Here is a 22,797-nt window from a genome sequence, read left to right as displayed (position 1 = left end):
TATGGGGTTCAGGAGATGAGAATGCGCAACATACTGAAACAGAATGGCGGATTGCCGGTTGGCCGCGGTGCAGTGATTGCCTTTGTACTTCTCGGCATCTGCGTTCTGATCGGGTTGCCGCATCAGACAGCGGCAGCGGAACAACGGGTATTGACCCTGGGTCAGGCCCTGCAGATCGCCCGGGAGAACAACAAGGATATCAGGAAGGCGCACCAGTATGGCCAGTCGGTGCAGGGGCGGTACGTGGAAGAACGCTCCGCGGCCCTGCCCCAGCTCACCCTGAGCGGCTCCGCCAGCGTTGCCAGGGATGACAGCCAGCAGCTGTTCTTCGGCACGGCCGCGGAGCAGTACAGCCGGGTCGTCGACCTCTCCCTCTCCCAGCCGCTTTACACCTGGGGAAAGGTAAGCGCCGCCATCCGCGCTGCCGAGGTGGGGCTGAAGACCGCCGACGAACAGCTCCGCCTGGCCCACCAGGGGACGCAGCGGGACGTTGCCGTTGCCTTCTACAATCTCCTGCTGGCCAAGGAACTTCACCGCGTTGCCGTGGAAAACCTGGAGCAGAAGAAGCGGCACAGCGACGAAGCGCACAAGAAGTTTGCAGCAGGGGTGGCAACCGACTACGACGTCCTGGCCGCCGATGTCTCGGTACAGAACGCCCGGCCCGAGGTGATCAGGACGGACAACCTGATCAAGACCAACCGCGACCAGTTGAGTTTCCTGCTGGGGATCGAGGGGGAAGCGGTTGATGCCGTCGGCAGCCTCGACATGGCCGTTGCTCCCCCTCCGGCGTTTGAAGAGGTCCTGCAGATTGCCCGTGACAGCCGCCCTGAACTGATCGATCTCCGTCATCGGCTCGGCATCTACGGCGAACTGGTGACCATTGCCGCTGCCGAGAACAAGCCGCGCCTCGACCTGAAGGGGGCTGTCGGCTGGCACCAACTGGATATCGCCAGTCTCGGAAACGATGGTGCTGCCTGGAAAATCGGTGTGTATCTCTCGTTCCCGTTTTTCGACGGCTTCAAGACCGACGGTAGGGTCCAACAAGCCCGGAGCGACCTGGCCACGAAACGGATCGAGGAACAGAAACTGCTGGACGCGATTTCCCTTGAGGTCCGCAACGCGATCAATAACGTCCGGGAGGCCGGAGAGATCGTCACCGCCCTGGCCGGCACGGTACGACAGGCCGAGCGGCTGCTGCAGATGGCCGAAAAAGGGTACGAGTACGGGGTGAAGATCCGGCTGGAGGTGGACGACGCCCAGCTGAACCTGCTCCAGGCCCAAAGCAACCTGGCACGGGCCAGGCGGGACTATCTGGCGGCCCGGACTAACCTGGACTGGACCAGCGGCAAGCTGGGGGAGTAACTCCGGAGGGTATGTGTACAAAAGGCCTGTTCATTACGGTGAACAGGCCTTTTTTTTGCTTCGAGATATGATTTCTGCGTTTCAGTTTTTCGTCACGTACGTGACTGAAGGATGGCGCTATCCATTACCGGGGGATGAATCCCCCGGCTACAGGCATTCTGTCCCGATGGGACGTAAGCGAATGCAACAAGACAGAATTATCAGCTACTTGCCGCAGCACTTCTTGTACTTGGCCCCGCTTCCGCAGGGACAGGGTTCATTCCGCCCGACCTTGTCGCTGGTGATCGGTTTGGGACGAACCATCCTGCCGTCAACGAAGTACCAGATGCCGTCCTTTTTCCGGAACGTGCCCTCTTCGTGGTGGGCATATTCGGTATCGCCGTCCAGGTAACGGGCAATGAACTCCACCAGGCCGACACTGTCATTCGGGCCGCCCTGGCTACTGACGATCTCCAACCCCTGCCAGTTGGATTTTTCGGACCATTCCCGCGTCCCCTCGTGGTCGTACCCCTTGCGATGGTCCGGGTGGGTGGTCTCATACAGGTAGTCAATACTCCCCTTCACATAGGCGGTATAGCGGGAACGCATGAGCTGTTCGGCAGTTTCCACCTGCCGCTGGCCGGTAATGAACGGTTCGCAACAGTCGGCATACCCCTGTTGTGATCCACAGGGACAGAGTTCAGCAGACATTCTCTTCTCTCCTTACGATTCGTAATCTGCGACAACTACGGACGAGCTGATCGATTTCATGTACGGGGCAACCGTTCCCCCGTGGTATGGGTCTACCTGGTACGCCTTAAGGTCGTCCATGGAGTCGAACCTGGTGTACAGGGCCACGTCATAGGAGCGCTCGGAACGGAGCAGATCCACCCCGACCTCCAGGTGGCGCAGCATGGGAACCTTCCCCTCCATGCCGAGGAGAAGTTCCTTGGCCTTGGTTATGTTGGCCTGCGTCGGCTCGGCAAGTTTGAATAGTACGATATGGGTGATCATGTATCCTCTCCTCTGAACTATGTCGAATTTCAGCACCTGTGTATTACACGGCAACATCGCCGATGTCAACGCCATATCGGGCCGTTGTCGACCCGACATGACCTGTTTTGCACCCGACATCGGGTCGCATGACGATGGATGTCCGTAGCGCGAACCACTTTTCCGGGGTACGTTTTGTTCAAACAGCACGAAAGGAGCACAAGCCATGAAACGAGTCATTCTTGCAGCAGCAGTTCTCCTCTTTGGCGCCGGAACCGCCTCGGCCAGGGACAACGTCAGCTTCAGCATCAACTACAACGTTGATCCGTATTTTACCACCAGGGTGCAGGAGTTCGCGCCGGTCGTCACCCCGGTCTACTATCCTCCTCCACGGCCGGTCGACTGGCGGCCGGTCACCGTCGCGGTGCGCGATGACGATGACTGCCGAACCGTGATCAGGAACATCTACCGGAACGGCATACTGGTGGAACGACGGGCCAGGACTGTCTGCACGGACGATTACCCCGGAGAGGAGCGATACCGCGCCTACGACCGAAGAGGCGGCTGGCGGCACAGTGGTCATGACCGACATTGCGATGATGACTAAGGATTGAGCACCAGCAGGAAGAGGGTGCGGACAAACTCTCCGGCCAGGGCGAGTTCCGGGCCGGTCAGGGACGCGATCGGCACCGGCTCGCGGAAACGCCGGAGAAACCGGCGGGCAGCACGGTCGAGCGTTGGGTTGGGACAACCGAGCCGAGGAGCGACCATAAGCGGCCGGATACGGGGGGTGGCGAGGGCAGCGGCGATCACCGGGTTCAGCACAAGCAGGCCGTCTTCGACCGGGCCAGTCGTGCCACCCCCCTTCTTCCCCAGGTAGAGCAGGAAATTGTGATCCAGCGCCTCTTCCCGCTCCAGCACCCTGAGGCGTGCCAGCTCTTCCGTCGGGTTTGGCAAAGCCCCGGCATGGGCGAAGCGCAGCGGCGTCAGGCCGGCATCATCCACCAGGGCAACAAGGTCGTCAACCCTGAAGGTGCAGACGCGGGGGTGGAGAAAGGCATCGGCAAGACCGGCCGGGGAAACGGCATCTGCGGCCTCACGCACGACCGTGGCCAGCCTTGACTCGGCAGGCGCCCGCCGGACCAGGCGCCGCAGTGCATCGACATCTTTGACCCCAGCCAGCCCCAAGGCGCGGCGGGCCGCCTCGATTTCCCGCCGGGCACCCCGGCTGTAGACCATGATCCGGACGATCCCTCCCGGTGCCAGCCGGGCCGCCAGTGACCGCAGACCGGCCCGGGGATCCGTCAGGTGGTGCAAAACGCCGAAGCAATCGATGAAACCGAACGGTCCCGGCTCAATGAAACTGTCCAGAAGATCCCCTGCCCGGTAGCGGATGTTCCGGCAGCCATGCAGTCGGGCATGGAGCCGGGCTCGCTGCAGAGAGCGCCGGGAGAGATCAAGGGCAACAATCTCTCTCTCCGGGTTGGCCAGGGCCGTCGGATAGGGGGAAAAGCTGCCGCATCCGGCCAGGAGCATCCGCCTGGCCTCACTGGGTGGAAGGCAACCGTTGAACGCCCCCCACAGGGCCGAAAGGTTCAGGGCATAGGTGTCGCAGCGCCGCACCGAGGCCAGGAGGCCGTAGTGCGGATAGACATGGTGCTCGTAATGATGGCGGACATTGTCAGTCATCGTATCCCGGACAAACTTTCGGCAGCGGTCACTGCATACTACAGCAGACTCGACAAGGGCAGAAGCGTGTTTGCCACGGTCCTATTTGCAAATATGTACCAACTGTGGTTTAATTTAGCTATCAGCAGTGCTAACGCATCACCTCAAGGAGGTGTTGAATCATGAAAAGCAGCGAAGGAGCGAGAATATGCGAACTGACTGACGCCAATGAAATTCGGTCGTTCGCCACCAATCCAACCGCCATGTGTCGCCGGTGCGGCGCCAAGGCACACGAATCCAGCAGCCTGTGCGATCCGGTGCAGATCCCCGAAGCTGGTTGGCTCGGCGACTGACAAACCTTACTCGTAATTGGTTCCACAAAAAAGCCTGCAGTGCAGGCTTTTTTGATTTTCCTTATGACGCTGGTCGCCGTGACGGTCGCAGCTATGCAACCTTCAGGACGATCTTGCCGAAATGCTTGTCCTCTTCCATCATCCGGTGGGCGTCCGCCACCTGGTCGAGGGAGAAGACCTTTTCGATGATCGGCACGATGGTCCGGTCGGCGAACTTGGGGAGCGCCGTTCTGGTGAACTCGGCCACGATCGCCCCCTTGTCCTTGACCGGCCGGGAACGGAGCACCGAGCCGATGATCTGCTGGCGCTTGACCATCATCAGGGCCAGGTTCAGTTCGGCCTTGATGCCGCTGATGACACCGATGATGACGAGGCGCCCGGCATAGCCCAGGGAGTTCATGTTGGGCGCCAGGTACTTGGCCCCCACGTGGTCGAGGATCACGTCCACCCCCTTCTTATTGGTGAACTCCTTGACCGCCTCGGAAAAGTCGGACGTCTGGGTGAAGTCGATCACCAGCCCTGCCCCGAGCCCTTTTACCCGCTCGATCTTGCTCGGGTGGGCAGTGACGATGATCCGCGTATTGGGAACCAGGGCCTTGCAGAGCTGGATGCCGGCATTGCTCACGCCGCCGCCGCCGCCATGGATGATGACGCTGTTGTTGTCCTTGAGGCCACCGATCATGAAGATGTTCAAGAACGCGGTGATGTAGGATTCGCAGACGCAGGCCGCCTCCTCATAGCTCATGCTGTCCGGGATGGGCATCAGGTGGCTGGCGTAGGCCACGGCATACTCGGCATAGCCGCCACCACCCACCAGGCTCATCACCCGTGCCCCCTTCTGCCAGCCGGTTACCCCGGCGCCGAGCTCTTCGACGGTCCCTGCCACTTCCAGACCGAGAATCTCCGAATCACCCGGCGGGGGGGGATATTTCCCTTCCCGTTGCACCAGATCGGGACGGTTGACGGATGTGGCGTGGACCTTGATCAGCACCTGCCCTTCGCCGGGGACCGGCCTGGCCACCTCACCGACCTTCAGCACCTCCAGGCCACCGAAACCGTCTAGCAATGCCGCTTTCATGCAGACTCCTCCTGTACACGGAATATACGAACAATGTTCCTGTTTTTGATGCCCGTCTTCATACACCGTCAGTCCCCCCCTGTCAACGGTGAATGCCGCCCCGGGCATCAGCCGGCAACGCAGCCACCTGGCCGGCCATCCGGGGGAGGAACGAGCGGAAATCGGCCTGCAGATCACCATAGTGCCGGACCAGCTCCCGAACGCCGCTCCCGAGCGGGCTGGGCCGTTTCCGCCGCGCCGCCATCCGCTGGAGAGCCCTGTCGATCCCGGCCACCTCCCGGTACGAGGGGATCAGGTCGGTAAAGATTACCGGCAGGATATTCAGAAACCGGTCGGGCATGACGGTGCGATGGTCCCGGGCCGTAGCATAGGCATCATCGAGAAACGTTTCCAAGGGGAGCGGATGATACGCCGGCCATTCTGTGGCCAGGAAATGATCATAAAACAGGTCGACCAGGACCCCCCGGTAAAGCCCGAAGCACGGGTCGAGCCGCTCCCGGCTCTCCAGAAACGAGCGGTCGCGATTTGCCGCGCTGTCAATCCAGCGGTGGAGCCTCAGTCCCTGCTCGATGCCGGCCGGAAAGCGGCCGGCAAGTGGCCCCTTGACGAAATCGCCCATCAGGTTGCCGACCTGGAGTTCCGGGTCGTTACCGGAAAGGTACAGGTGACAGAGAAAGTTCATGCCGGCTCGACGGCGGCAATAAGGATACAGCGGGCCATTGACGCCTCACGGATCGTATTGGTTCCAGAAGATCAAGCATACCCGGCGCACCGGCAATTTCAACTTGTGCAGCTGGAGTCGGAAAGCTATGATGCGGACCAGGAGGGTAATAATGGTCGTTGCGTGGCTAACCTACTGTATCCTCGGCGCGTTCGCCGGCATCCTGGCAGGACTCCTAGGAGTCGGCGGCGGGATCGTCATCGTGCCGATGCTTACCTTCACCTTCACTGCCCAGCAGTTCCCGCCACAGCACATCCTCCATCTGGCCCTGGGGACATCCCTGGCGACCATCGTCTTCACCTCGATAGCCAGCTTCCGGGCCCACCACGGTAAGGGGATGGTGAACTGGCAGGTGGTCCGCCAGATCACTCCGGGGATAATGGTCGGGACGCTGGCCGGTTCCTGGGTGGCAGCCAGCCTCTCCACCGTTTTCCTCAAGGTATTTTTCGTCTGCTTCACCATTTTCGTGGCCGTGCAGATGCTCCTGGAGATCCGGCCGAAACCGACCCGCCAGCTTCCGGGCAGCAAGGGGCTTTTCGGCGCGGGAACCTTCATCGGTGTCATCTCCAGCCTGGTGGGTATAGGCGGCGGCAGCATGTCGGTGCCGCTCCTGATCTGGTGCAATGTCTCCATGTACGGCGCCATCGGCACCTCGGCAGCCATCGGCTTTCCCATCGCCATTTCCGGTGCGCTTGGCTACATCCTGAACGGGATGGCCGTTAGAGGGCTCCCTTCCTACTCGTTCGGCTTTGTCTACCTCCCGGCCCTGATCGGGGTTGCCGGCATGAGCTACCTGACCGCCCCCCTCGGTGCCCGCCTGGCCCACCGCCTACCGGTCTCTCGGTTGAAAAAACTGTTCGCCGGCCTCCTGATTGCCACCAGCCTCAAACTGCTGAGCGGGCTTATTTAATTCCACTTTGTCACATTTAGTTTTCGTCCTGTAGGGACAGAATGCCTGTAGCCGGGGGATTCATCCCCCGGTGTCGGGATTGGATTTATTTTTCAGTCACGTACGTGACGAAAGAAAATATCGCTTGAATCCCGGCGATAAATCGCCGGGCTACAGGCATTCTGTCCCCACAGGACGGAACCTGACAAAGTAGCAGAAAAAAATGGAGTAGCGGCATGCAATGCGCTATAAGAATAGGCAATTTTGCCCTGCAAGGCACCCTTATGCCGCTGAAGCGAGGTACCATGCGTAAAAACATGACGGGTTGGCTGATACTACTGGCAATCCTTGCCACCTTCTGCTCGGCCGGCACGGCCTCAGCCATGTCGGCATTCAGCCGCAAGTACAAGATGCAGTGCGATGGCTGCCATACGAGCAAGCTTCCGCAACTGAACGAATTCGGCATCGAGTTCTACAAGAACGGTTTTGTGCTCTCAAAACAGTCAGATGTTACCAAGGCAGGTGCCGGCGAGGGAGGAATTGGTGGCAAGGAAAAGACACTTGTACAGGCAGAGTCTAAAGCCCCGGCAAAGGGCTCTGATATCAACAACCTGACGGGTGACGAAGGCGAAGAGGGAGAACCTCCTCCCAAAAAAGAGATTCCTCCAACTGTGGTTTACAGAAGCAAATCCCACGACGGCACGGTCTTTTTCACGGACACCCCGGAAAGACGGACAGACTTTTCCTGGCAACAGGATAACGGGGAAAAGGAACCGGCTGAAACGGGGACCGAAAAGATCCGCCAGCCGAAAAAGAAGAAAACGGCTGCCAGCCGACATCAGGCAGCCCGGCGAAGCAATGAGACCGGAGCCGTGAAGGTCGTGGAAAAGGAACGATACCGGAGTTACGAGCAGTGCATGGAGCGTCAGTTGATCGGCGCCGAACAGCCCGATTCGTCCCGGGATATGATGGATCTTATGATAACGGCTGAAAGGAAATGCGCGGGCTATTCCCTGGAGAGGCGTTAGCAGCACTCCAACAGGCGGAGATCAGTATCTCTTCTCCATTCTGATCCTCCCCGATGCCGACACGGTGATGCAGAATATTACCGACGATCCATCGTTGACGGTGACATTACCGTCGCTCGCCGTACCATCAGGAGCGGACAATCTGACGGTTCCGTTCGGATTGAACTGGATATAGACGTTGTCCGATGATGTTCCGTCGCTTTTGCTGCGGATGGTGACACCGGGCGGACTCGTCACCGTCTGCAGAGCCGCACCCCATCCGGTTGCCGCAGTATTGTACGCACGATTGCCGGGCATCAGCTTGTAGCTGCTGTTGCCCGGTTCAATGACGACCATATGCTGCATATTCCTGGTGATGGTGATCGACTTCGCCTCTTTGAGCATCGACTGAATCCCGCGAGCCGTCTGCCGGTAGCTGAGCGTTTTCCGCCAGCTTACGAATGGCGGCAGCGCAATGGCCAGCAAGATTCCAATGATGGCCACGACAATAACGACTTCAATCAGCGAAAATCCGCGTTCATTGCCTGCACGCCAACGCTTCAGTCCAGTCGCCATATTCATTCCATCACAGACCATTCGCCAGTCACCTTCCTATTTCTGCCGCCAGTAGAGCGGAATGATGCTTCCGCCCTTCACGGTGTCCTGCTTCTGCATGCCGGTCCAGAGAGAGACGCCCCCGCCAGGAGTGATAATAGCCGTAACGCCAGGGGGGATACCGGAGCCCGTCGTTTTCACCCTGTCGCTTCGCTGTAGGACATTGCCGCCAGACTTTGCCCGCTGGTTGGTGGTCGTGGTGCTGTCGTTAGAGGTGTCGTAGTTCATCACCGCCTCACCGGTCTTGTAGCTCAGGGCATACATTCTGGCGGTCCCCAGATTCGGCTGGCAGGCTTGGATGATGGCCGACGAACCGGGTGTGTTGGTGGTGAAATAGGCGACCTTGTTAAATACCAGCGGCGCGCTGAGCACCTTTTCGCCGCTGTTCTGGTCGAGCTTGATGTACCAGCCGTAGTTTGTGGTGGCATTCAGCCGGCTCAGGAGGTCGGTCACCGAGCCGGTGCCGGATGTTTTCGTCGTTGTCTGGAGCTGATCATCGGTGACATCCATCAGGTCACTTTCCGTGGCAGTGGTTGTCTGGTCCCGGTCGATCACGGCATAGATCCGGTCGACAACCGCCGTGTTCAGCGGGTGCTCCCGGTCCCCACTGCCGAAATACAGCATCTTGTAACCGAGCTCGGACACAACCGATGGCTTGTAAAACATCTTCCGTCCCTTATCCGACGTACCACCGGCACCGGCGCCCGGATTGGCACTGAAGAGCTTGCGGGCGGTCCAGTTCGCCGGTGCCGGGTCCGCCACATCGAACCGCCATATGTTCCCACCGGCATCAGCGGCGTACAGCCGCTGCGCATAACCGTTTCCCTTCAGGTCCACGGCCGCGATTTCGGATGGAAAGGAAAAGGTCATGGCAGCATAGGGGGCGGTCGCACTGTCATAGATGAAACCACCGATCTTGGTGCCACTGTTGGTAAAGCTCGGCACCCCTCCGACCAACGTTGCGACCTCAACCACGTAGACCCCGCGGCCTTTGGGGTTTGCCGGAGCGGCCGTTCCGCTGCTCGTCACATTTCCCTCGGCATTGGATGCCGCAGGAACCACCCCGGTGCCGGCAAAGGTCTGCGTGGCCCCATAGCGGCCATCCTCGTTGAGGTTGTCGTACCCGGCACCGACGACCATGGCGATCTTGTCACTGCTGCCGATCCGCATCCTGACGATCTTCGGTTCGCTCCAGCTCTCGGCCAGTTCGGCGTACACCGGTGTCGCAGGAGAACCTGTTGTCGGCGAGCTGTTCGAAATGCGCCAGAGGAATTGGGGAGAAGAGGGATCGGACACGTCCAGGGCATAGTAGGAACCGGTCGCCGTGCCGGCGGCCACTCCCCCCCCCCTTCTGCTGCCGAAAAGCAGGACGACCTTGTCGCCACTCTCGATGATGCCGTTGTTGTTGGCGTCATAGATATACACCCGGGGCGACGCATCCATGAGCGTAACATGGCTGCCGGAACTCCTCAAGGAGTTGAGGTCCCCGAGGACGTCCGGCGGGATGAAGCCCCAGAGCTCTGCCCCGTCGCAATCCCTGAACGCGTGCAGTACGCCATCGTTGCTGCTGATATACACGACCGATTTATTGACCGAACAGTTGGCCTCGTTGGTCGTGGTGAAACTGTACGAGGCGTAGCTGACGGCCAGTGGTCTTCCGTGAAGCGGGTCCCCCATCAACCAGGCACGGTTCTCCGTCGTATTGCCATTCTTGTTGCTGTCATCCACATCCTGGCCATACATGAAGTTGATGACCTTGTCCCGCTCCGTGTTGTCGGCCACCCCGAGCATGGCTGCGGTGATGTTCGTGTTGTTGAAGGTGACCAGAGAGCTGCCGGCGGGGAGGACCGAGTACAGGGTACGGGTAGTTGCCACCCTCGCCTGCAAGACTCCCCCAGCCCCTCCTTTGTCGGCAGCACTGCCGTCGGCGGCACTGCTCCAGTAGGAGGTCGCACTGCTCTTGACGGTCCCGTTTTCTGCCCCCACGGGGAGGGGCGTGAGTGTGATGTCGTCGATGCGATCATTGTTCAGATCTACGTACGTGGCCTGGACCCCGTTGACATCAATGATAATGGGATTGGTTCCGGAAGAGAGACCGTATTTTTTCAGGTTACCGTTCCAGAACGCACTGTTGGCGGTCTTGAAGAACGGCATATACAGCCTGCTGCCGGCATAGGTCCTGTTATCCGGACTGGCCGGCACCGAGTTGGCGCCAAACGTGGTGTCGATCGCCGTCACGGTTCCCATGACCTGGGAAAACGCATTCTTAAGATCCTGCGCCGACCCGGCATCGTAGTATTTTCCCTTTCCGTGGGAGGCATCGGCGGCCCTGTTCAGCAGGTCTACGGCAGCGGCATCGGCCCCGGTGAGGCCGAACCCTATGGTATAGGTAACCACCTGCTGCGGGCCGAGATTCAGGGCCTTGGCCACGTCATCCAGGGAATGGTTCAGGTCCCCCGGCTCGATCCCGTCGCCGTCGCAGTCCCCGTTGGTGCAGATGGTCTTCAGCACCGGATCGTCATCTGCGTTTGCCATGCCGTCGGTAACAAAGATGACGTAGTTTTTCTGGCAGGCAACCTCGACCGGAGAAACGTACCTGCCGGACGTAATCCCCACCGTATTGCCAAATGCGCTCGCGTCGCCATTGAAATAGCGCATCGCCTCGAAGAGCGATTCCCCAAGGGGAGTAGATCCAAACGGGAAAATGGAATCGACTGCAGCAAGGAGGGCAGTCCGGTTGGTTATGGTACCGGTAAAGAGATCGTCCATCTTCTTCACGGTGGTAACGTAATGCATGGTTCCCGCACCGGGCACGGTGGCGCTGAGGAACTGTGCCCCCTGCCCATTGAAGCCGACATAATGAAAGGTCATGAGCCCGAACTTGACCCCGTTTATGCTGGAAATCAGATTCTTAATGGCATCCTTGGCTATGGTGATCTTCGGCTTCATCGTGGCAATAGAGGAGATCAGGTAGTTGATGTAGTTGCCCATGTAATATTGACTGGTTCCACTGGAAGCGCAGGTGGTACCGTTTGAGTTCAGACTTGTGCCGTTGTACTGACCGGTTGTCTGCAGGATATTCTGGGGATTGGCCGAGTTACAGGAGGTGGTGATGTTGCTGATACTGGTGTTGATCTGAGTAAGGTCGGCGTTATATACGGCATTGGCGGTGCAGGCGGATGTCCCGGTAGAGCTGCAGGCATTGGCCTGGGCATAGGTTGTGGCAGGGTTGTAGGATTCTGCCGGCACCGGATCATACATGCTTCCGGAATTATCGATGATGATAAGGACATTGGGCTGGTAAGTGCCGGCCGCGCCATATATGGATGCGTCCCCCGGATACTGGTCCGGCGCTGCCTGTACCATGGGTGAGGGAAACAGTGTCGCCAGGAACGCGATAACAGCGAAGATCGTCTTTTGCATACCTACCTCCACCTGACGGGACGGCCCACAGCGCTCCCTTTCCATGTCATGACCCGGTTATTGCCTGTTACCGGGCGAACTGCTCAGGTAATAATTGATCCAGTTCCCGACCGCCCAGTCTGATGGTTCCGCCGGAGAACCGCACGATCCATCCGGTTTCAGGTGCCCCTGCCAGACACCCTTTCGCTTGAGCCTTTTCAGTGCACCGGAACAGGTGACCTTCCTGGTGAAATCTCCTGCTGTCCATTGCAGCCAGACAGGTCCCTTGGGGTTCTTGTAGAAGAGATGTTCCGGGGTATACGGGCCCGGGTACATGATTGCGGGGTCATAGGAGATTCTTTTTTCTGCCGGCCTGTTACCGTCATCCGCAACCGCCGGGACGGCGCCGGTCAAGAAAATAAACCCGAATACGATGAGTGAAAACATCATCTGCATAGCGACTCCTTTCCGGTTATACTGATCCTGAATATGCTATGGACCCCGATTATTGCGGCACCATCCTCGCCACTCCCGACTCGATATCGGTACGGGCGTTGTTCGGACCGTTGGCAATCACGGTCACGGCAAACACATTGGCCCTAAAACCGCCCCCACCCCCCACTCCCGCATCTTCCTGGAAGCCGTACCCGGGTGGCGGATTACCACGATTTTTGACCAACTCAACCTTGACCTGTGCCCGGTCACCGGTCCCGGGGATGGTAATCTGGTTGTAGTCCTTGTAGGGATCGGCATTTGTTCCGGTAACCGCGAAGGCTCCATCCAGAATCTTCCCCTGCCCCGGCGCCGGCCACGTCGTCCCAGTTCCGTAAAGCGAAGAATAGATCGCACTATAGGTCTCGGCGAACTCGACCGCAGCATCGGCCGCAAAAAAGGTTTCGAGGTTGTTCCGGTAATTGCCGGCAACCTTGATTTCGGTAACTGACGAGGTCATCAGGGTCGTTCCGAGTATGATCAGCAAGAGCAGCATTATCAGGACAATGATGAGTGCCGCCCCCTGCTCGTTGTCGACCCTCGATAGCGGACCGGAACCTATGTTGCGCCTGGGCTGTTCCATGGGACGGTTATCTCTTGTTTCGCAGCTTGATGACCGACGTGATCTGACGCGTTTTCGGGCCTTCGGAAAGGGCCGAGGTCACTGAGGTCTCACCGGTGATGGTAACTCGCACGCTCCGTATGGCCGCTATCGAGGTAGCGTCGGCAGGATTATTGTCCTCGGTTCCATCTTCATAGAGGTAGCTGAACCGGAGTGACGAAATATTGCTGGCAATCACCTCCGGTGAGGTTGCCTGATTGACGGCTCTTGCGAGGCACGTTATGGATGGAGAATCCGGGCAGGGGATCAGGGAATAAACGATCGCATCATTGCCGGCCGGGGGAGCTGTCCCCGGAGGGACGGGTGGCCCGGCCATGGCAATGATGTCTCCCGCATCAATACCGACCCCCGAAGAGAAGGTCCCTCCACCGGGTAGCGCCAGCGCGATGCTCGGCCCGCTCCGGTTTGCAGCGTTGAGCACAAGATACGTGCCCATGCCGCTCACCGGATTACTCTTGTCGGTTGGGCGTATGAGCCGGACGTTTACGGCGCCGGCACCAATCAATCCATCGATGGATTCAGGTGCATCAACGCTTGTGCTGAACGTGCTAAAGGCTGCCGTCACCTTGCTCTTGGCAACCCTGGCAAACTGACCGGCTGCGGATGCCGTGTTGATCTGCACACTCGTCGAATAGTTGTTGAGCGAACCGTTGGCCAGGGGGTTGGTCCCGAGGGGAACAAGTATCCCGGCCATTCTCATGTCCCGGGTAATGCTGTCCATGGCGATTCTCAGGTTCTGCTGGAGATCGACAAGGTCTTCCTGGATGTACGCGGTCTTCTGGTGCGTCAGATAGAGAGAGTAGACCGCTCCGATAACAACTCCAAAAATCGCCATGACAGCCAGCAACTCCACCAGAGTGAAACCGGACGTCCTTCGCGCAGAACGCATCATACCGTCCTCTTGAAGCCGGTGACCGTGACGCTTCTGCCACCACCGGTCACGGTGACAACAATCCTGGTGATTCCGTCCGGAATACCGGTCGCCGGTCCGACCGTGGTGGTATACGTTGCGCTGTAGCTGCCCGCTCCGGGGACACTGATCGAGGTAGCAGAACTGTTGGGAGGCCACTTATACACCACATTTGCAGCAGTGGTCGTAATTCTGGAATCGTCGGACTTCCAGGAGAGAATATCCTCAAGGGCCTCCTGGGCAAGGGACGTGGCCACCGTAAGCCTCATGGAAATAGAATTGGCGTTTAGGGCAACGTCCTGCATGGTGAGCACCGCCAACAATCCCACCGTCATCAGGAGGATCGCGATCAGCATTTCCACCATGGTAAAACCGTGCTGTGTTCCCGGCAAACGCTTCATCCGCCAACTCCAGAGCCAGATCACATCAACTTAATGATTCGACACAACAGGGCATTTGCTTCAGAAAAATTTCGGAAAGCAGGAATTATCTCAAAAACGGCAGGTTATTCTTGCTGCACATAGGGACACAGGATATCAAAATCTTAACGAATCAGTATGTTCCGCCGGTCAGTACCGCCGTCACGCTCCCCACCCGCACCTTGGTCTGGGCCTTGACCGGGATGCGGCGGGCATCGTCGGTCAGCCAGATGAGAGCCCCGCCCTTTCCTTCAAAGACCCCTTCCGGCTTTACCAGCGGCTTCACCTGGATGGTGTCGAACTCACCGGCCGGCACCTTGATCCGCTCCCGCTTCAACACCTTCACCTCGATATGACGCAACTCCTTGCCGTCAAGCACATGAATCATGAACGACTTTCCCGGCTCAAGCGGCTGATGGCGGACATAGTAGAAACTGGCATAAATGTCGAACGTGTTCTCCACGATCGGCACATCAACTTGCTCGCCGCCAATTCGGTCGTGGAACCGGCCGATCCGTCGCGTTTGATCAAAGGTGATCTCCCGGTCACGGGTCCGCTTCCCCTCCTTGAATAGCATCCGGTAGTAGCGGGATTCGCCGGGAAACGGCCCGGAGGTCATAGCCAGATGGCTCTCGGTCCGGTCGTCGACCGGATAGAAGGAGGAGAGCCAATCGTTGGCTCGGGCGTGGGAGACGATCTTCCGCATGCCAGCGGCTTCCGCGATCTCCTGGGTAGCGGTGCCGACCGGAATCCCCATCCAGCTGAGGCTGTAGACCAGTTTCTCCGGCATCGTGACCGACTCTGCCGCCGACGCCGGCCAGGCTGAGGTTACCAGCAGGGCTGCCAACAACGCCCGTACAACACATTTTCTAAACGGCGAGACCATGTAACACTCCCATAATGAAACGACCACTCCAACAGGCAGTGCTGAAGTGGTCGTACATAGTTTTCCAATGACTGTAGAAGATTATAGCACTTTTTTCAACATCGGTCAGGCAGCGAACCGGTTGGTAATAGCCTCACTTGCGGCGACCAATGCTTCGTACCGTTTGCTGAAATCGCCGGGCAGATGTGTCCCGGCAACCTGATAGCCGCGGATGATCTCGCTGCGCAGCGATGCCGGGATGACCCGTTCGGCCAGGGGGTACAGTATCCCGTCCTCCTTTTCGATATGCTCCCGCAGGAGCGCCACATACTGCAAGGCGTTGTCGACAATGACTCTTGCCTGATCAACCTCTCCCGCCAGGGCACCCTGGGCGGCACGCTCCATGGCCTTTACCAGCGCCCGTCCCTGGTCATGCTCAAGGAGCATTGCCGCTATCGGACTATTGGCGCGCGGCATGCCGTTCTTCACCAACGCCTCGAACAGGACCGCCTCCTCCTTGGCATGGTGGAACCGGTCGGCATACTGCCTGATAAAATCCACTGCTTCCAGATAAAAGCTAACGTCACGATATTCACCGTCAGCAGTGGCGCGAGCAACCCGTTCCAGCACATCGAGCATCCGCAGGATAAGTCGGTGCTCGCTGACCAGTGCCGACGTAATGTCCTCTTTCATGGCTATCACCTCTGCTCGCCATTGACGCCGATCACCACCGTTTCCAGCGGAATCTGCTTACCCGAAACGGCCAGGGCCTGGCGGACCAGCGCGTCAAGCCCGCGGCAGCACGGCACCTCCATGATTGCCACCGTAATGCTCCGGATATTGTTAGCGGTAAAGATGGCGGCCAGCTTCTGCACATAGCTGTCGGTCTCGTCCAGTTTGGGGCAGGCAATGGCAATCGCCTTTCCCGGTAGCAGTTCCTGATGGAAGCTCCCCATGGCGAAGGCGACGCAGTCGGCCGCGACCAGGATCTCGGCATCCTGGAAATAGGGGGCCGTGGGTGGGACCAGATGAAGTTGGACCGGCCATTGGCGAAGAGCCGACGGTACCCGCCCGGTTTCGGCGCTGGTGGTGATTTCTTCCCGCTCGATGGTTCGTGCCATGCTGCCGGGGCAGCCGCATCCCAGATGACTCATGATCTGTTCTCCTTTGTATGTTTGGTTGGTTGTCTGCCGCGTCCTGATGGTTACAACCTACCCCATGCCGTGGAGAAAGTTCATGACGTGGGTCAAAAGATAGAGAATGGCTTCGGCGTTGCGGTTTTTTCATACTGGACTAGAATGATCTTATAGATACGCATGCTACACTGAGGCTGTAAGCAATGTTGCACAAAGGAAAAGTCAGGAGGTGTTCCATGAAACCATTCATGTCAAGCTTCAATGAACAGTGTTACGCGCTGATGCGGATCGTTGTCGGATTTCTTTTCCTCTGGCACGGCACCCAGAAGCTGTTCGGCATTCCGAGCGCCATCTCCGGCACTATCCCTGCATTCATCACCTACGTTGCCGGGCCGATCGAGTTGATCGGAGGAGTTCTGATTATGATCGGGTTGTTCGCCCACTGGGCGGCATTCATTACCAGCGGCCAGATGGCTTTCGCCTATTGGATCGGGCACGGGACGAAAGCGCTGTTGCCGATCCAGAACAATGGCGAACTGGCAGTGCTGTACTGCTTCGTCTTTCTGTTCATCGCCGCGCACGGGGCCGGGATCTGGAGCGTCGATGCTGTCCGGAAGCGACGATAGAAGCCTGGCAGATGCTCTTTCGGGGAGGATAGCGAGTGGAGGGAAGGAGGCTCATCATGTCAGCCATCGAACTGAGCGAAAAAGAGGTAACGACATTGGTCAGGATGCTCGAATCATATCTCCCGGACCTTGCGACGGAGCGGGTCGGCACTGACAACAAGAAATGGCATGCGGAGCTGAAGGAGCAGGAGGCGGTACTGGGCGATATCCTGAAACGGCTGAAAGGCGCGACCTCCTGATCCGGGCACTCCATCGCAGTACATCGTCAACGGATATTTTATTCATTTCTCTCCGGCGGCCCACGGATTAAGGACGGTGGCGCCGCGTGGCGTATATTCTGGCAATCTCAGGTGCAGGGAATCAGGGAGTTCTCTTCATCCTCTGCCCATCGTTCCGGACCTTGAATTCCGGGTGGTTGCAGGAGTCAAGGTACCCACAAGTGGCGCCCCTACAGAATCATTATGAAATGCAAGTGGTTCGGCATCACTACGAATGCATCCGGTTCAAGTCCCGGAAAACGCTCCGGCAATTCGGACCACACCGATTCAACCATCCGTCCCCCATCGTTTGTTACCATCACGCCGTCAAGCTCGATGGTGGAATCCGGGACAGTTCAAGAAGAAACTGGCCGAGCGGCTTGAGAGACCCCGAGTCGAGTCAGTCCGGCTCTCCGGCATGCCAAGTGGAAAGGCCCGGACAGCATACGCGCCGGGCCCTTTCCGTGCAATCTTGCAAGCCTGGCACGCGCATTTTTCTTGAACCTGCCCCCCGGCAGCTCCCCTTCATGTTTGTCTCCCTTTCTCTGCCTTCTGCGCTTTTATAACCACGAACCCTCCGCTACCGTACCCTTCAACAACATTCAGGTGGGTGGTTTCTCCCGGCAGTAGGGTTTGTCGATGCGAGAAGCCTGAAAAACCGCTTTCTGTCAGCAATGTCTCCAGTTCGCAGACCGAATAAAAGGTTGCATCACGGTAAAAAATACTCTGTTCCTTTTTCTGGCTGTAGATGCGTCCCAATTCGCTCTCTCTGTCGATGAAACCGATAACAAGAATTCCTTCATGCTTGAGGATGCGCCACGCTTCCTGAAAAGCTTTGGCAATGTCATCAAGAAAACAGACGACCGTGACCATGACCGCAAAATCAAAGCTGTTATCGGCTAACGACAAGTCTTCTGCAACACCATCTATAACCTCAATGCCTCTAAAACGGGCCAACTCTGCCATCTCCACCGATGGCTCAACGCCAACAGAAATACCAAGTGGAACTGCAAATCGACCAGTACCGACACCGATTTCCACCCCATGACCGCAGGCGGGAACAACAGACCGTAATGCATCAATCTCCGCCTGATAGAGGGCATTGTTTTTCTCAAACCAAGCATCGTACTCGGCAGCCTGTCGGTCGAAAGCTGATATCTTGGCCATGACGGTTCCCAGCTACCTCACGGGTAGCTATCAGTTTCCTATCAGGTAAAGGGCTTTCTTAAGAGCAGACCGTAATGGTACGGCGGCAGGTCGAAGCGGTTCTGCTCCTTAAAGCGGAATCCGGCTGTATTCCCCCATTCAATGCACTGTTCCGGTCGTGGACAGATTTCCATTGCTGATCCACGCGGCGTTGGGTCATAGTTCCAGTGAACACCGCCAGCATGCCATTCGGCTTGAAAACGCGCAGCGCCTCCTTCATCAAGGCGACCGGCTCTTCATGATGCAGGGTTGAGGCCAAAGGTTTCCAAATCCTTGGCCGGATTGAAAAAACCAGCCCACATTCCTTCAGCCGGCATGCCGCTGTCACAAACTTTCATGCGTTTTCTCTATTGTGCTCCAATAGTGCGGATAGTGCCAAGGCGCAGACTCTCAACGCGATTACATGGCCATCATCGCCACCCTTTTCGAAATCGTCGTCACGGGTGGCCATGGAATTGGTGATGTGGGCGAAACAGATGACCGGTTTGTTCAGGGCCGCGCCCATTGCCAGTAAGGCGGCTGCTTCCATTTCCACGGAAATGATGCCTTCACCCCGTCGTGCGGCAATGAGTTGCGCTGTCTCGCGAAAAGGAGCATCGGTTGTCCAGGAATTACCCCGGATACACTGGAGTTGGGCTGCTCTCAACTGCTTAGCCACTGCCTCCACCAATGCCGGGGATGCCTCTGCATAGCGGGCAGGCGACAGATAGTGATAACTTGTCCCTTCATCACGCAATGCCTGTTCAATCAGCAGAAACAAGGGGGGCCGGAGCTGTTCGGCAATGAGTCCGGCAGAGGAAATGGTTACAAGGGCCTTGCACCCCAAGGCGAACAGTTCTTCAGCGACAAGGACCGCGAATGGGGCACCGACCGTGCCGCCGATAATCCCGTACTCTGTTCCGTCTACCGACCAGCGATACAGCCGCGTATGGAAGCATGGCCAGGCGGCTTCGAGCCTTGCGTTCCCACTGGCAACCAAGAATTCAACCAGTTCGCCGTCAAAATCAAGAAGACAGCCGTGCGGTACCGTCAGCGGCGGCAGGTTCTTCTGTACTCTGGCGGCTTCCAGCATGTTGCCGGGAAGGAACACCGGCGCATCCACATGGTCGTGCTCAAGGAGAGGCACCCCTGTTTCATTGCACACAGCAGCAGCCTCCAGACCGTTTTTCCAGGTCAGTCTCTTCCTTTGTCTTGCGCATGACCGGCTCATCCTCGTGGTGTATTCCAGGGACAGGTTGTAGGGGGAAATTAGGTGCCGCGTCTATACATTGACAGTTTCTTGCACCGAAAAGGCCCGGACAGCATACGCACCGGGCCTTTTTGATTCCCTTCTCTTGAAAACGGGAATCAGCGCAAATCCGGAGCCACCCCCCAAACAGCCAGCTCCCGCAGCACCTCCTCCTCCAACAACGGCAGCGTCTCCGCCACCGGCGGCGTCAATGCCATGTCCAGTTCGATGCTCGCCGGCTGTACCCCCCAGAGGACCATCTCCCGTGGCACATGCCCCTGAAGGGATGCCACGGTCAGCAGGTCCTTCAATCCCATCTGGTGGGGCGACACCTTGGTCTCCAGGGCCAGGGGGATGTCATCGCCGGTGAGACGGACCATGGTGCCCGGCTTGTCACCGGTTTCCACCGCGTCCACTACCAGCAGCCGCTCGACCCCTTCCAGCCGGGGAAGGAGGTCAAGCCCCAGGGTCCCGCCATCCAGAACCGTCACCCCGGCCGGAAAGCGGTAACGCGACGCCAGCCCCTGCACCACCCTGACGCCGACACCGTCGTCGGCCATCAGCAGGTTACCGATGCCGAGCACGAGGATAGAGTCTGTCACTCCCTGCTCCGCACGGTCTTGTAGCCACTGAAGATGCTCGACATCACCCCGCCCTTTTCCTTCACATCCATCAGCCAGGCACTGTAGACATGGTGGATGGCAAAGGCGATCAATAGCCACATGACGCAGTGATGGGTGAGCCGCATCCCCTGGTTGGAGAAGAGCCAGAAGAGCCACCCCATAGCTTTGTGCAGGATGCCGTTCGGCGCCCGCTCCGAGTAAAGCGCAAACCCGGTGCCGATCATGACCAGGTAGAGGAGGAACACCACCGCATAGGCGGTGCCGGCCAGGGCGTTGTGTCCCGGTGCTGCCGGCACCTTCCTGCTGATGAACGTATAGTACTTGAAGGCAGCCAGCATCTTGTGCCGCCCGTCACGGGTCAGGACCGGGAAGAACTCCCGCCAGCCGGCATAGCTGTTCTTCGTGACAACCGCCCAGTAGATCCGGGACAGGACACTGATGGTAAGTGCATATCCGGAAACGAAGTGGATGAACCTGATCCACCCCATGGCGAATGCGGACGGCGTCAGGGCCACGGTCTTCGGTGAGCCGATGAACAGCCCGGTCACCGTCAGGGTGATGATGGCGAGCATGTTGACCCAGTGGGTGACACGCACCGGGACTTCCCAGACATACTTCTCATACAGATGTCCCATGGGCGACTCCTATTTCACGGTAACCCGCACCATCTCGTTCCCCCGGGTATCCAGCAGATGCACTGCGCAGGCCAGACAGGGATCGAAGGAGTGGATGGTGCGCAGGATCTCCACCGGCCGGTTCGGATCAGCGATGGGTGTACCGATGAGCGCCTCCTCGTAGGGCCCCCGCTGCCCCTTGTGGTCACGGGGCGAGGCGTTCCAGGTGGAGGGGACCACGGCCTGGTAGTTGAGGATCTTCTGGTCCCTGATCTTGATCCAGTGCCCGAGTGCCCCCCGCGGCGCCTCGTGCCAGCCGTAGCCGGCCGCTTCCATGGGCCAGGTGGCCGGGTCCCACTTCTCGCCAGTATGGACCCGCAGATCTCCCTTGCCCATGTTGTCCACCAGTTGGGCATGCCAGGTCGGGAGCTCTTGGGCGGTGATGAGGCAGTCGAGCCCCCGGGCCGCGGTCCGTCCCAGGGTGGAGAAAAGGGCCTCGGGACCGACGTTCAGCTGTTTCAGAACGAAACCCACTGCATCCCGGGTCGGTGTGTGGCCCGAGGCGTAGGCGACCAGGAGCTTGGCAAGCGGGCCGACCTCCATCGGCCGTTCCTCATAGCGGGGGGCCTTGACCCAGGAATACTTTCGATCCGTGTCCAGTTGCTGGTACGGCGGCTTGGGACCGCTGTAGCGCGCCTCGGTCTCCCCCTCCCACGGGTGGGCGCCCTTCCCCTGCCCTCCCGAGTAGTCATACCAGGAGTGGTCCACGTACTCGGCGACCTTCCGGTGATCCAGCGGAAGGACCTTGGAGAGGTCCCTGCCGAGAACGATCCCTGCCGGGAAGAAGAGCCTGCCGCTTACCGGGTCAGGGAACTCGCCGCAGGAGAGGTAGTTCCCCACGCCGGCCCCGATGCCGGCCCAATCCTTGTAGAAGGAGGCGACCGCCAGCAGGTCGGGAATGTAGACCTTTTCCACGAACTCCTTGGCCTTTTTCAGCAAGCCGCCGATCTCGGCCAGCTTGTCGGCATTGAGGGCGTTCTGGGAATCGGGATCGACCGGAATCGCCATCCCCCCCACCAGAAAGGTCTGGGGATGGGGGTTCTTGCTCCCCAGAATGGCGTGGATACGGATGACGTCCTTCTGCCACTCAAGCGCCTCAAGGTAATGGGCCGTGGCCATCAGGTTGGCCTCCGGCGGCAGCTTCATGGCCGGATGCCCCCAGTAGGCGTTGGCGAACGGACCGAGGCGCCCCTTGGCCACGAATGCCTTCAGCCGCTCCTGTATCCCCTTGAAGTAGGTGAAGGAGTTGAGGGGCCAGTCGGAGATGGAGGCGGCAAGTTGGGCGGTCCTGGCCGGATCGGCCTGCAGGGCCGAGGTGATGTCCACCCAGTCCAGGGCGTGCAGGTGGTAGAAATGAATCACGTGGTCCTGCACGTTCTGGATTCCCATGATGATGTTGCGAATCGATTCGGCGTTGGGGGGCACCTTTATGTTCAGGGCGTTCTCCACCGCCCGGATGGAGGCGATGGAGTGAACCGTGGTACAGACACCGCAGAAGCGCTGGGTAAAGAACCAGGCATCACGCGGATCGCGCCCTTTCAGGATCTTTTCGATCCCCCGGAACATGGTGCTTGAGCTCCAGGCGTTGGTGATCCTGCCGCCGTTTACCTCCGCCTCGATACGCAGGTGTCCTTCGATCCGGGTAATCGGGTCCACGACAATCCTGGTCATA

26 protein-coding genes and 1 pseudogene are annotated in these 22,797 nt (G+C 58.7%); 7 read left to right on the top strand and 20 right to left on the bottom strand.

The window, feature by feature from the left end:
- Positions 1-21 precede the first annotated feature (21 nt).
- Positions 22-1,362: a TolC family protein gene (locus JN12_RS04455; RefSeq protein ID WP_145018806.1), complete on the top strand. Its 1,341-nt coding sequence runs from the start codon at positions 22-24 to the stop codon at positions 1,360-1,362.
- Positions 1,363-1,566: 204 nt separating this feature from the next.
- Here the strand turns inward: JN12_RS04455 and JN12_RS04450 are convergent, their stop codons facing one another.
- Both JN12_RS04450 and JN12_RS04445 read right to left on the bottom strand, forming a co-directional pair.
- Positions 1,567-2,052, bottom strand: coding sequence for a YchJ family protein (locus tag JN12_RS04450; RefSeq protein ID WP_145018803.1), 486 nt, complete (start codon positions 2,050-2,052; stop codon positions 1,567-1,569).
- Positions 2,053-2,064: 12 nt separating this feature from the next.
- Positions 2,065-2,355 carry a Dabb family protein gene (locus tag JN12_RS04445; RefSeq protein WP_145018801.1) on the bottom strand — a complete coding sequence of 97 codons (291 nt, stop codon included), beginning with the start codon at positions 2,353-2,355 and terminating at the stop codon, positions 2,065-2,067.
- 205 nt (positions 2,356-2,560) lie between these two features.
- On the opposite strand from JN12_RS04445, the gene JN12_RS04440 reads away from it, so the two are divergent.
- A complete protein-coding gene (locus tag JN12_RS04440; RefSeq protein WP_145018798.1) occupies positions 2,561-2,941 on the top strand; it encodes a hypothetical protein in 381 nt (126 codons plus the stop codon).
- Here the strand turns inward: JN12_RS04440 and JN12_RS04435 are convergent.
- On the bottom strand, positions 2,938-4,023 hold the full coding sequence (locus JN12_RS04435; RefSeq protein ID WP_145018795.1) for a class I SAM-dependent methyltransferase: 1,086 nt from the start codon (positions 4,021-4,023) through the stop codon (positions 2,938-2,940). The genes JN12_RS04440 and JN12_RS04435 overlap by 4 nt on opposite strands.
- Positions 4,024-4,184: 161 nt before the next feature.
- Between JN12_RS04435 and JN12_RS20425 the strand changes: the two genes are divergently transcribed.
- A complete protein-coding gene (locus tag JN12_RS20425) occupies positions 4,185-4,355 on the top strand; it encodes a hypothetical protein (protein ID WP_170241844.1) in 171 nt (56 codons plus the stop codon).
- A 91-nt stretch (positions 4,356-4,446) separates the two neighbouring features.
- Here the strand turns inward: JN12_RS20425 and JN12_RS04430 are convergent, their stop codons facing one another.
- Both JN12_RS04430 and JN12_RS04425 read right to left on the bottom strand, forming a co-directional pair.
- On the bottom strand, positions 4,447-5,433 hold the full coding sequence (locus JN12_RS04430) for an NAD(P)H-quinone oxidoreductase (protein ID WP_145018792.1): 987 nt from the start codon (positions 5,431-5,433) through the stop codon (positions 4,447-4,449).
- 82 nt (positions 5,434-5,515) lie between these two features.
- Complete coding sequence (locus JN12_RS04425) at positions 5,516-6,115, bottom strand: acyl carrier protein phosphodiesterase (protein ID WP_145018789.1); 600 nt, start codon at positions 6,113-6,115, stop codon at positions 5,516-5,518.
- Positions 6,116-6,266: 151 nt separating this feature from the next.
- Here JN12_RS04425 and JN12_RS04420 point away from each other — a divergent pair, with 151 nt between their 5' ends.
- Positions 6,267-7,064, top strand: a complete 798-nt coding sequence (locus tag JN12_RS04420; protein ID WP_145018786.1) for a sulfite exporter TauE/SafE family protein — start codon at positions 6,267-6,269, stop codon at positions 7,062-7,064.
- Between the two features lie 284 nt (positions 7,065-7,348).
- On the top strand, positions 7,349-8,071 hold the full coding sequence (locus JN12_RS04415; protein WP_145018783.1) for a hypothetical protein: 723 nt from the start codon (positions 7,349-7,351) through the stop codon (positions 8,069-8,071).
- Between the two features lie 21 nt (positions 8,072-8,092).
- Here JN12_RS04415 and JN12_RS04410 read toward each other — a convergent pair whose 3' ends face one another.
- The 9 genes from JN12_RS04410 to JN12_RS04370 form a co-directional block, all read right to left on the bottom strand.
- Complete coding sequence (locus JN12_RS04410) at positions 8,093-8,647, bottom strand: GspH/FimT family protein (protein ID WP_145018780.1); 555 nt, start codon at positions 8,645-8,647, stop codon at positions 8,093-8,095.
- Between the two features lie 15 nt (positions 8,648-8,662).
- Entirely contained in the window at positions 8,663-12,088 is a 3,426-nt protein-coding gene (locus JN12_RS04405; protein ID WP_145018777.1) for a pilus assembly protein, read from the bottom strand.
- 57 nt (positions 12,089-12,145) lie between these two features.
- Complete coding sequence (locus tag JN12_RS04400) at positions 12,146-12,517, bottom strand: hypothetical protein (RefSeq protein ID WP_145018774.1); 372 nt, start codon at positions 12,515-12,517, stop codon at positions 12,146-12,148.
- Between the two features lie 55 nt (positions 12,518-12,572).
- Positions 12,573-13,142, bottom strand: coding sequence for a PilX N-terminal domain-containing pilus assembly protein (locus tag JN12_RS04395; RefSeq protein ID WP_145018771.1), 570 nt, complete (start codon positions 13,140-13,142; stop codon positions 12,573-12,575).
- A 7-nt stretch (positions 13,143-13,149) separates the two neighbouring features.
- Entirely contained in the window at positions 13,150-14,073 is a 924-nt protein-coding gene (locus JN12_RS04390; RefSeq protein WP_145018768.1) for a PilW family protein, read from the bottom strand.
- Positions 14,070-14,492, bottom strand: a complete 423-nt coding sequence (locus tag JN12_RS04385; protein WP_145018765.1) for a type IV pilus modification PilV family protein — start codon at positions 14,490-14,492, stop codon at positions 14,070-14,072. Before JN12_RS04385 ends, JN12_RS04390 begins: the two co-directional genes overlap by 4 nt.
- 151 nt (positions 14,493-14,643) lie before the next feature.
- Positions 14,644-15,396, bottom strand: a complete 753-nt coding sequence (locus JN12_RS04380; protein WP_145018762.1) for a DUF3108 domain-containing protein — start codon at positions 15,394-15,396, stop codon at positions 14,644-14,646.
- Positions 15,397-15,501: 105 nt separating this feature from the next.
- Positions 15,502-16,068: a hemerythrin domain-containing protein gene (locus JN12_RS04375; RefSeq protein ID WP_145018759.1), complete on the bottom strand. Its 567-nt coding sequence runs from the start codon at positions 16,066-16,068 to the stop codon at positions 15,502-15,504.
- A gap of 5 nt (positions 16,069-16,073) precedes the next feature.
- On the bottom strand, positions 16,074-16,529 hold the full coding sequence (locus tag JN12_RS04370; RefSeq protein ID WP_145018756.1) for an iron-sulfur cluster-binding oxidoreductase: 456 nt from the start codon (positions 16,527-16,529) through the stop codon (positions 16,074-16,076).
- 218 nt (positions 16,530-16,747) lie between these two features.
- Here JN12_RS04370 and JN12_RS04365 point away from each other — a divergent pair, with 218 nt between their 5' ends.
- Together JN12_RS04365 and JN12_RS04360 are read left to right on the top strand one after the other, a co-directional pair.
- On the top strand, positions 16,748-17,137 hold the full coding sequence (locus JN12_RS04365) for a DoxX family protein (RefSeq protein ID WP_145018753.1): 390 nt from the start codon (positions 16,748-16,750) through the stop codon (positions 17,135-17,137).
- Between the two features lie 56 nt (positions 17,138-17,193).
- Positions 17,194-17,376 carry a hypothetical protein gene (locus tag JN12_RS04360; RefSeq protein ID WP_145018750.1) on the top strand — a complete coding sequence of 61 codons (183 nt, stop codon included), beginning with the start codon at positions 17,194-17,196 and terminating at the stop codon, positions 17,374-17,376.
- Positions 17,377-17,919: 543 nt separating this feature from the next.
- On the opposite strand, the gene JN12_RS04350 is transcribed toward JN12_RS04360, so the two are convergent.
- The 6 genes and pseudogenes from JN12_RS04350 to JN12_RS04325 form a co-directional block, all read right to left on the bottom strand.
- A complete protein-coding gene (locus tag JN12_RS04350; protein WP_145018747.1) occupies positions 17,920-18,561 on the bottom strand; it encodes a class I SAM-dependent methyltransferase in 642 nt (213 codons plus the stop codon).
- Positions 18,562-18,602: 41 nt separating this feature from the next.
- Positions 18,603-18,859 (bottom strand): annotated as a pseudogene (locus tag JN12_RS21075) (class I SAM-dependent methyltransferase); the annotation flags it as partial.
- A 75-nt stretch (positions 18,860-18,934) separates the two neighbouring features.
- Positions 18,935-19,744 (bottom strand): nucleoside phosphorylase, encoded by an 810-nt coding sequence (locus JN12_RS04340; protein WP_211360500.1) that lies wholly within the window; start codon positions 19,742-19,744, stop codon positions 18,935-18,937.
- Positions 19,745-19,947: 203 nt separating this feature from the next.
- Positions 19,948-20,430, bottom strand: coding sequence for a HyaD/HybD family hydrogenase maturation endopeptidase (locus JN12_RS04335; protein WP_281287713.1), 483 nt, complete (start codon positions 20,428-20,430; stop codon positions 19,948-19,950).
- Positions 20,427-21,086: a Ni/Fe-hydrogenase, b-type cytochrome subunit gene (gene cybH / locus JN12_RS04330; RefSeq protein ID WP_145018741.1), complete on the bottom strand. Its 660-nt coding sequence runs from the start codon at positions 21,084-21,086 to the stop codon at positions 20,427-20,429. The genes JN12_RS04335 and cybH overlap by 4 nt, the downstream gene beginning before the upstream one ends.
- A 9-nt stretch (positions 21,087-21,095) precedes the next feature.
- Positions 21,096-22,796, bottom strand: a complete 1,701-nt coding sequence (locus JN12_RS04325; protein WP_145018738.1) for a nickel-dependent hydrogenase large subunit — start codon at positions 22,794-22,796, stop codon at positions 21,096-21,098.
- Position 22,797 lies beyond the last annotated feature (1 nt).

Source organism: Geobacter argillaceus, from assembly GCF_007830735.1.
Taxonomy (GTDB): Bacteria; Desulfobacterota; Desulfuromonadia; order Geobacterales; family DSM-12255; genus Geomobilibacter; species Geomobilibacter argillaceus.
The sequence above is the reverse complement of the archived record's forward strand: the minus strand, read 5'-3'. Positions and strand labels throughout refer to the sequence as shown.

Excerpts from the sequence above, each read along its gene's own strand:
- JN12_RS04455 (WP_145018806.1), top strand. The coding sequence starts at position 22 with ATGCGCAACATACTGAAACAGAATGGCGGATTGCCGGTTGGCCGCGGT.
- JN12_RS04450 (WP_145018803.1), bottom strand. The coding sequence starts at position 2,052 with ATGTCTGCTGAACTCTGTCCCTGTGGATCACAACAGGGGTATGCCGAC.
- JN12_RS04445 (WP_145018801.1), bottom strand. The coding sequence starts at position 2,355 with ATGATCACCCATATCGTACTATTCAAACTTGCCGAGCCGACGCAGGCC.
- JN12_RS04440 (WP_145018798.1), top strand. The coding sequence starts at position 2,561 with ATGAAACGAGTCATTCTTGCAGCAGCAGTTCTCCTCTTTGGCGCCGGA.
- JN12_RS04435 (WP_145018795.1), bottom strand. The coding sequence starts at position 4,023 with ATGACTGACAATGTCCGCCATCATTACGAGCACCATGTCTATCCGCAC.
- JN12_RS20425 (WP_170241844.1), top strand. The coding sequence starts at position 4,185 with ATGAAAAGCAGCGAAGGAGCGAGAATATGCGAACTGACTGACGCCAAT.
- JN12_RS04430 (WP_145018792.1), bottom strand. The coding sequence starts at position 5,433 with ATGAAAGCGGCATTGCTAGACGGTTTCGGTGGCCTGGAGGTGCTGAAG.
- JN12_RS04425 (WP_145018789.1), bottom strand. The coding sequence starts at position 6,115 with ATGAACTTTCTCTGTCACCTGTACCTTTCCGGTAACGACCCGGAACTC.
- JN12_RS04420 (WP_145018786.1), top strand. The coding sequence starts at position 6,267 with ATGGTCGTTGCGTGGCTAACCTACTGTATCCTCGGCGCGTTCGCCGGC.
- JN12_RS04415 (WP_145018783.1), top strand. The coding sequence starts at position 7,349 with ATGCGTAAAAACATGACGGGTTGGCTGATACTACTGGCAATCCTTGCC.
- JN12_RS04410 (WP_145018780.1), bottom strand. The coding sequence starts at position 8,647 with ATGGTCTGTGATGGAATGAATATGGCGACTGGACTGAAGCGTTGGCGT.
- JN12_RS04405 (WP_145018777.1), bottom strand. The coding sequence starts at position 12,088 with ATGCAAAAGACGATCTTCGCTGTTATCGCGTTCCTGGCGACACTGTTT.
- JN12_RS04400 (WP_145018774.1), bottom strand. The coding sequence starts at position 12,517 with ATGATGTTTTCACTCATCGTATTCGGGTTTATTTTCTTGACCGGCGCC.
- JN12_RS04395 (WP_145018771.1), bottom strand. The coding sequence starts at position 13,142 with ATGGAACAGCCCAGGCGCAACATAGGTTCCGGTCCGCTATCGAGGGTC.
- JN12_RS04390 (WP_145018768.1), bottom strand. The coding sequence starts at position 14,073 with ATGATGCGTTCTGCGCGAAGGACGTCCGGTTTCACTCTGGTGGAGTTG.
- JN12_RS04385 (WP_145018765.1), bottom strand. The coding sequence starts at position 14,492 with ATGAAGCGTTTGCCGGGAACACAGCACGGTTTTACCATGGTGGAAATG.
- JN12_RS04380 (WP_145018762.1), bottom strand. The coding sequence starts at position 15,396 with ATGGTCTCGCCGTTTAGAAAATGTGTTGTACGGGCGTTGTTGGCAGCC.
- JN12_RS04375 (WP_145018759.1), bottom strand. The coding sequence starts at position 16,068 with ATGAAAGAGGACATTACGTCGGCACTGGTCAGCGAGCACCGACTTATC.
- JN12_RS04370 (WP_145018756.1), bottom strand. The coding sequence starts at position 16,529 with ATGAGTCATCTGGGATGCGGCTGCCCCGGCAGCATGGCACGAACCATC.
- JN12_RS04365 (WP_145018753.1), top strand. The coding sequence starts at position 16,748 with ATGAAACCATTCATGTCAAGCTTCAATGAACAGTGTTACGCGCTGATG.
- JN12_RS04360 (WP_145018750.1), top strand. The coding sequence starts at position 17,194 with ATGTCAGCCATCGAACTGAGCGAAAAAGAGGTAACGACATTGGTCAGG.
- JN12_RS04350 (WP_145018747.1), bottom strand. The coding sequence starts at position 18,561 with ATGGCCAAGATATCAGCTTTCGACCGACAGGCTGCCGAGTACGATGCT.
- cybH (WP_145018741.1), bottom strand. The coding sequence starts at position 21,086 with ATGGGACATCTGTATGAGAAGTATGTCTGGGAAGTCCCGGTGCGTGTC.
- JN12_RS04325 (WP_145018738.1), bottom strand. The coding sequence starts at position 22,796 with ATGACCAGGATTGTCGTGGACCCGATTACCCGGATCGAAGGACACCTG.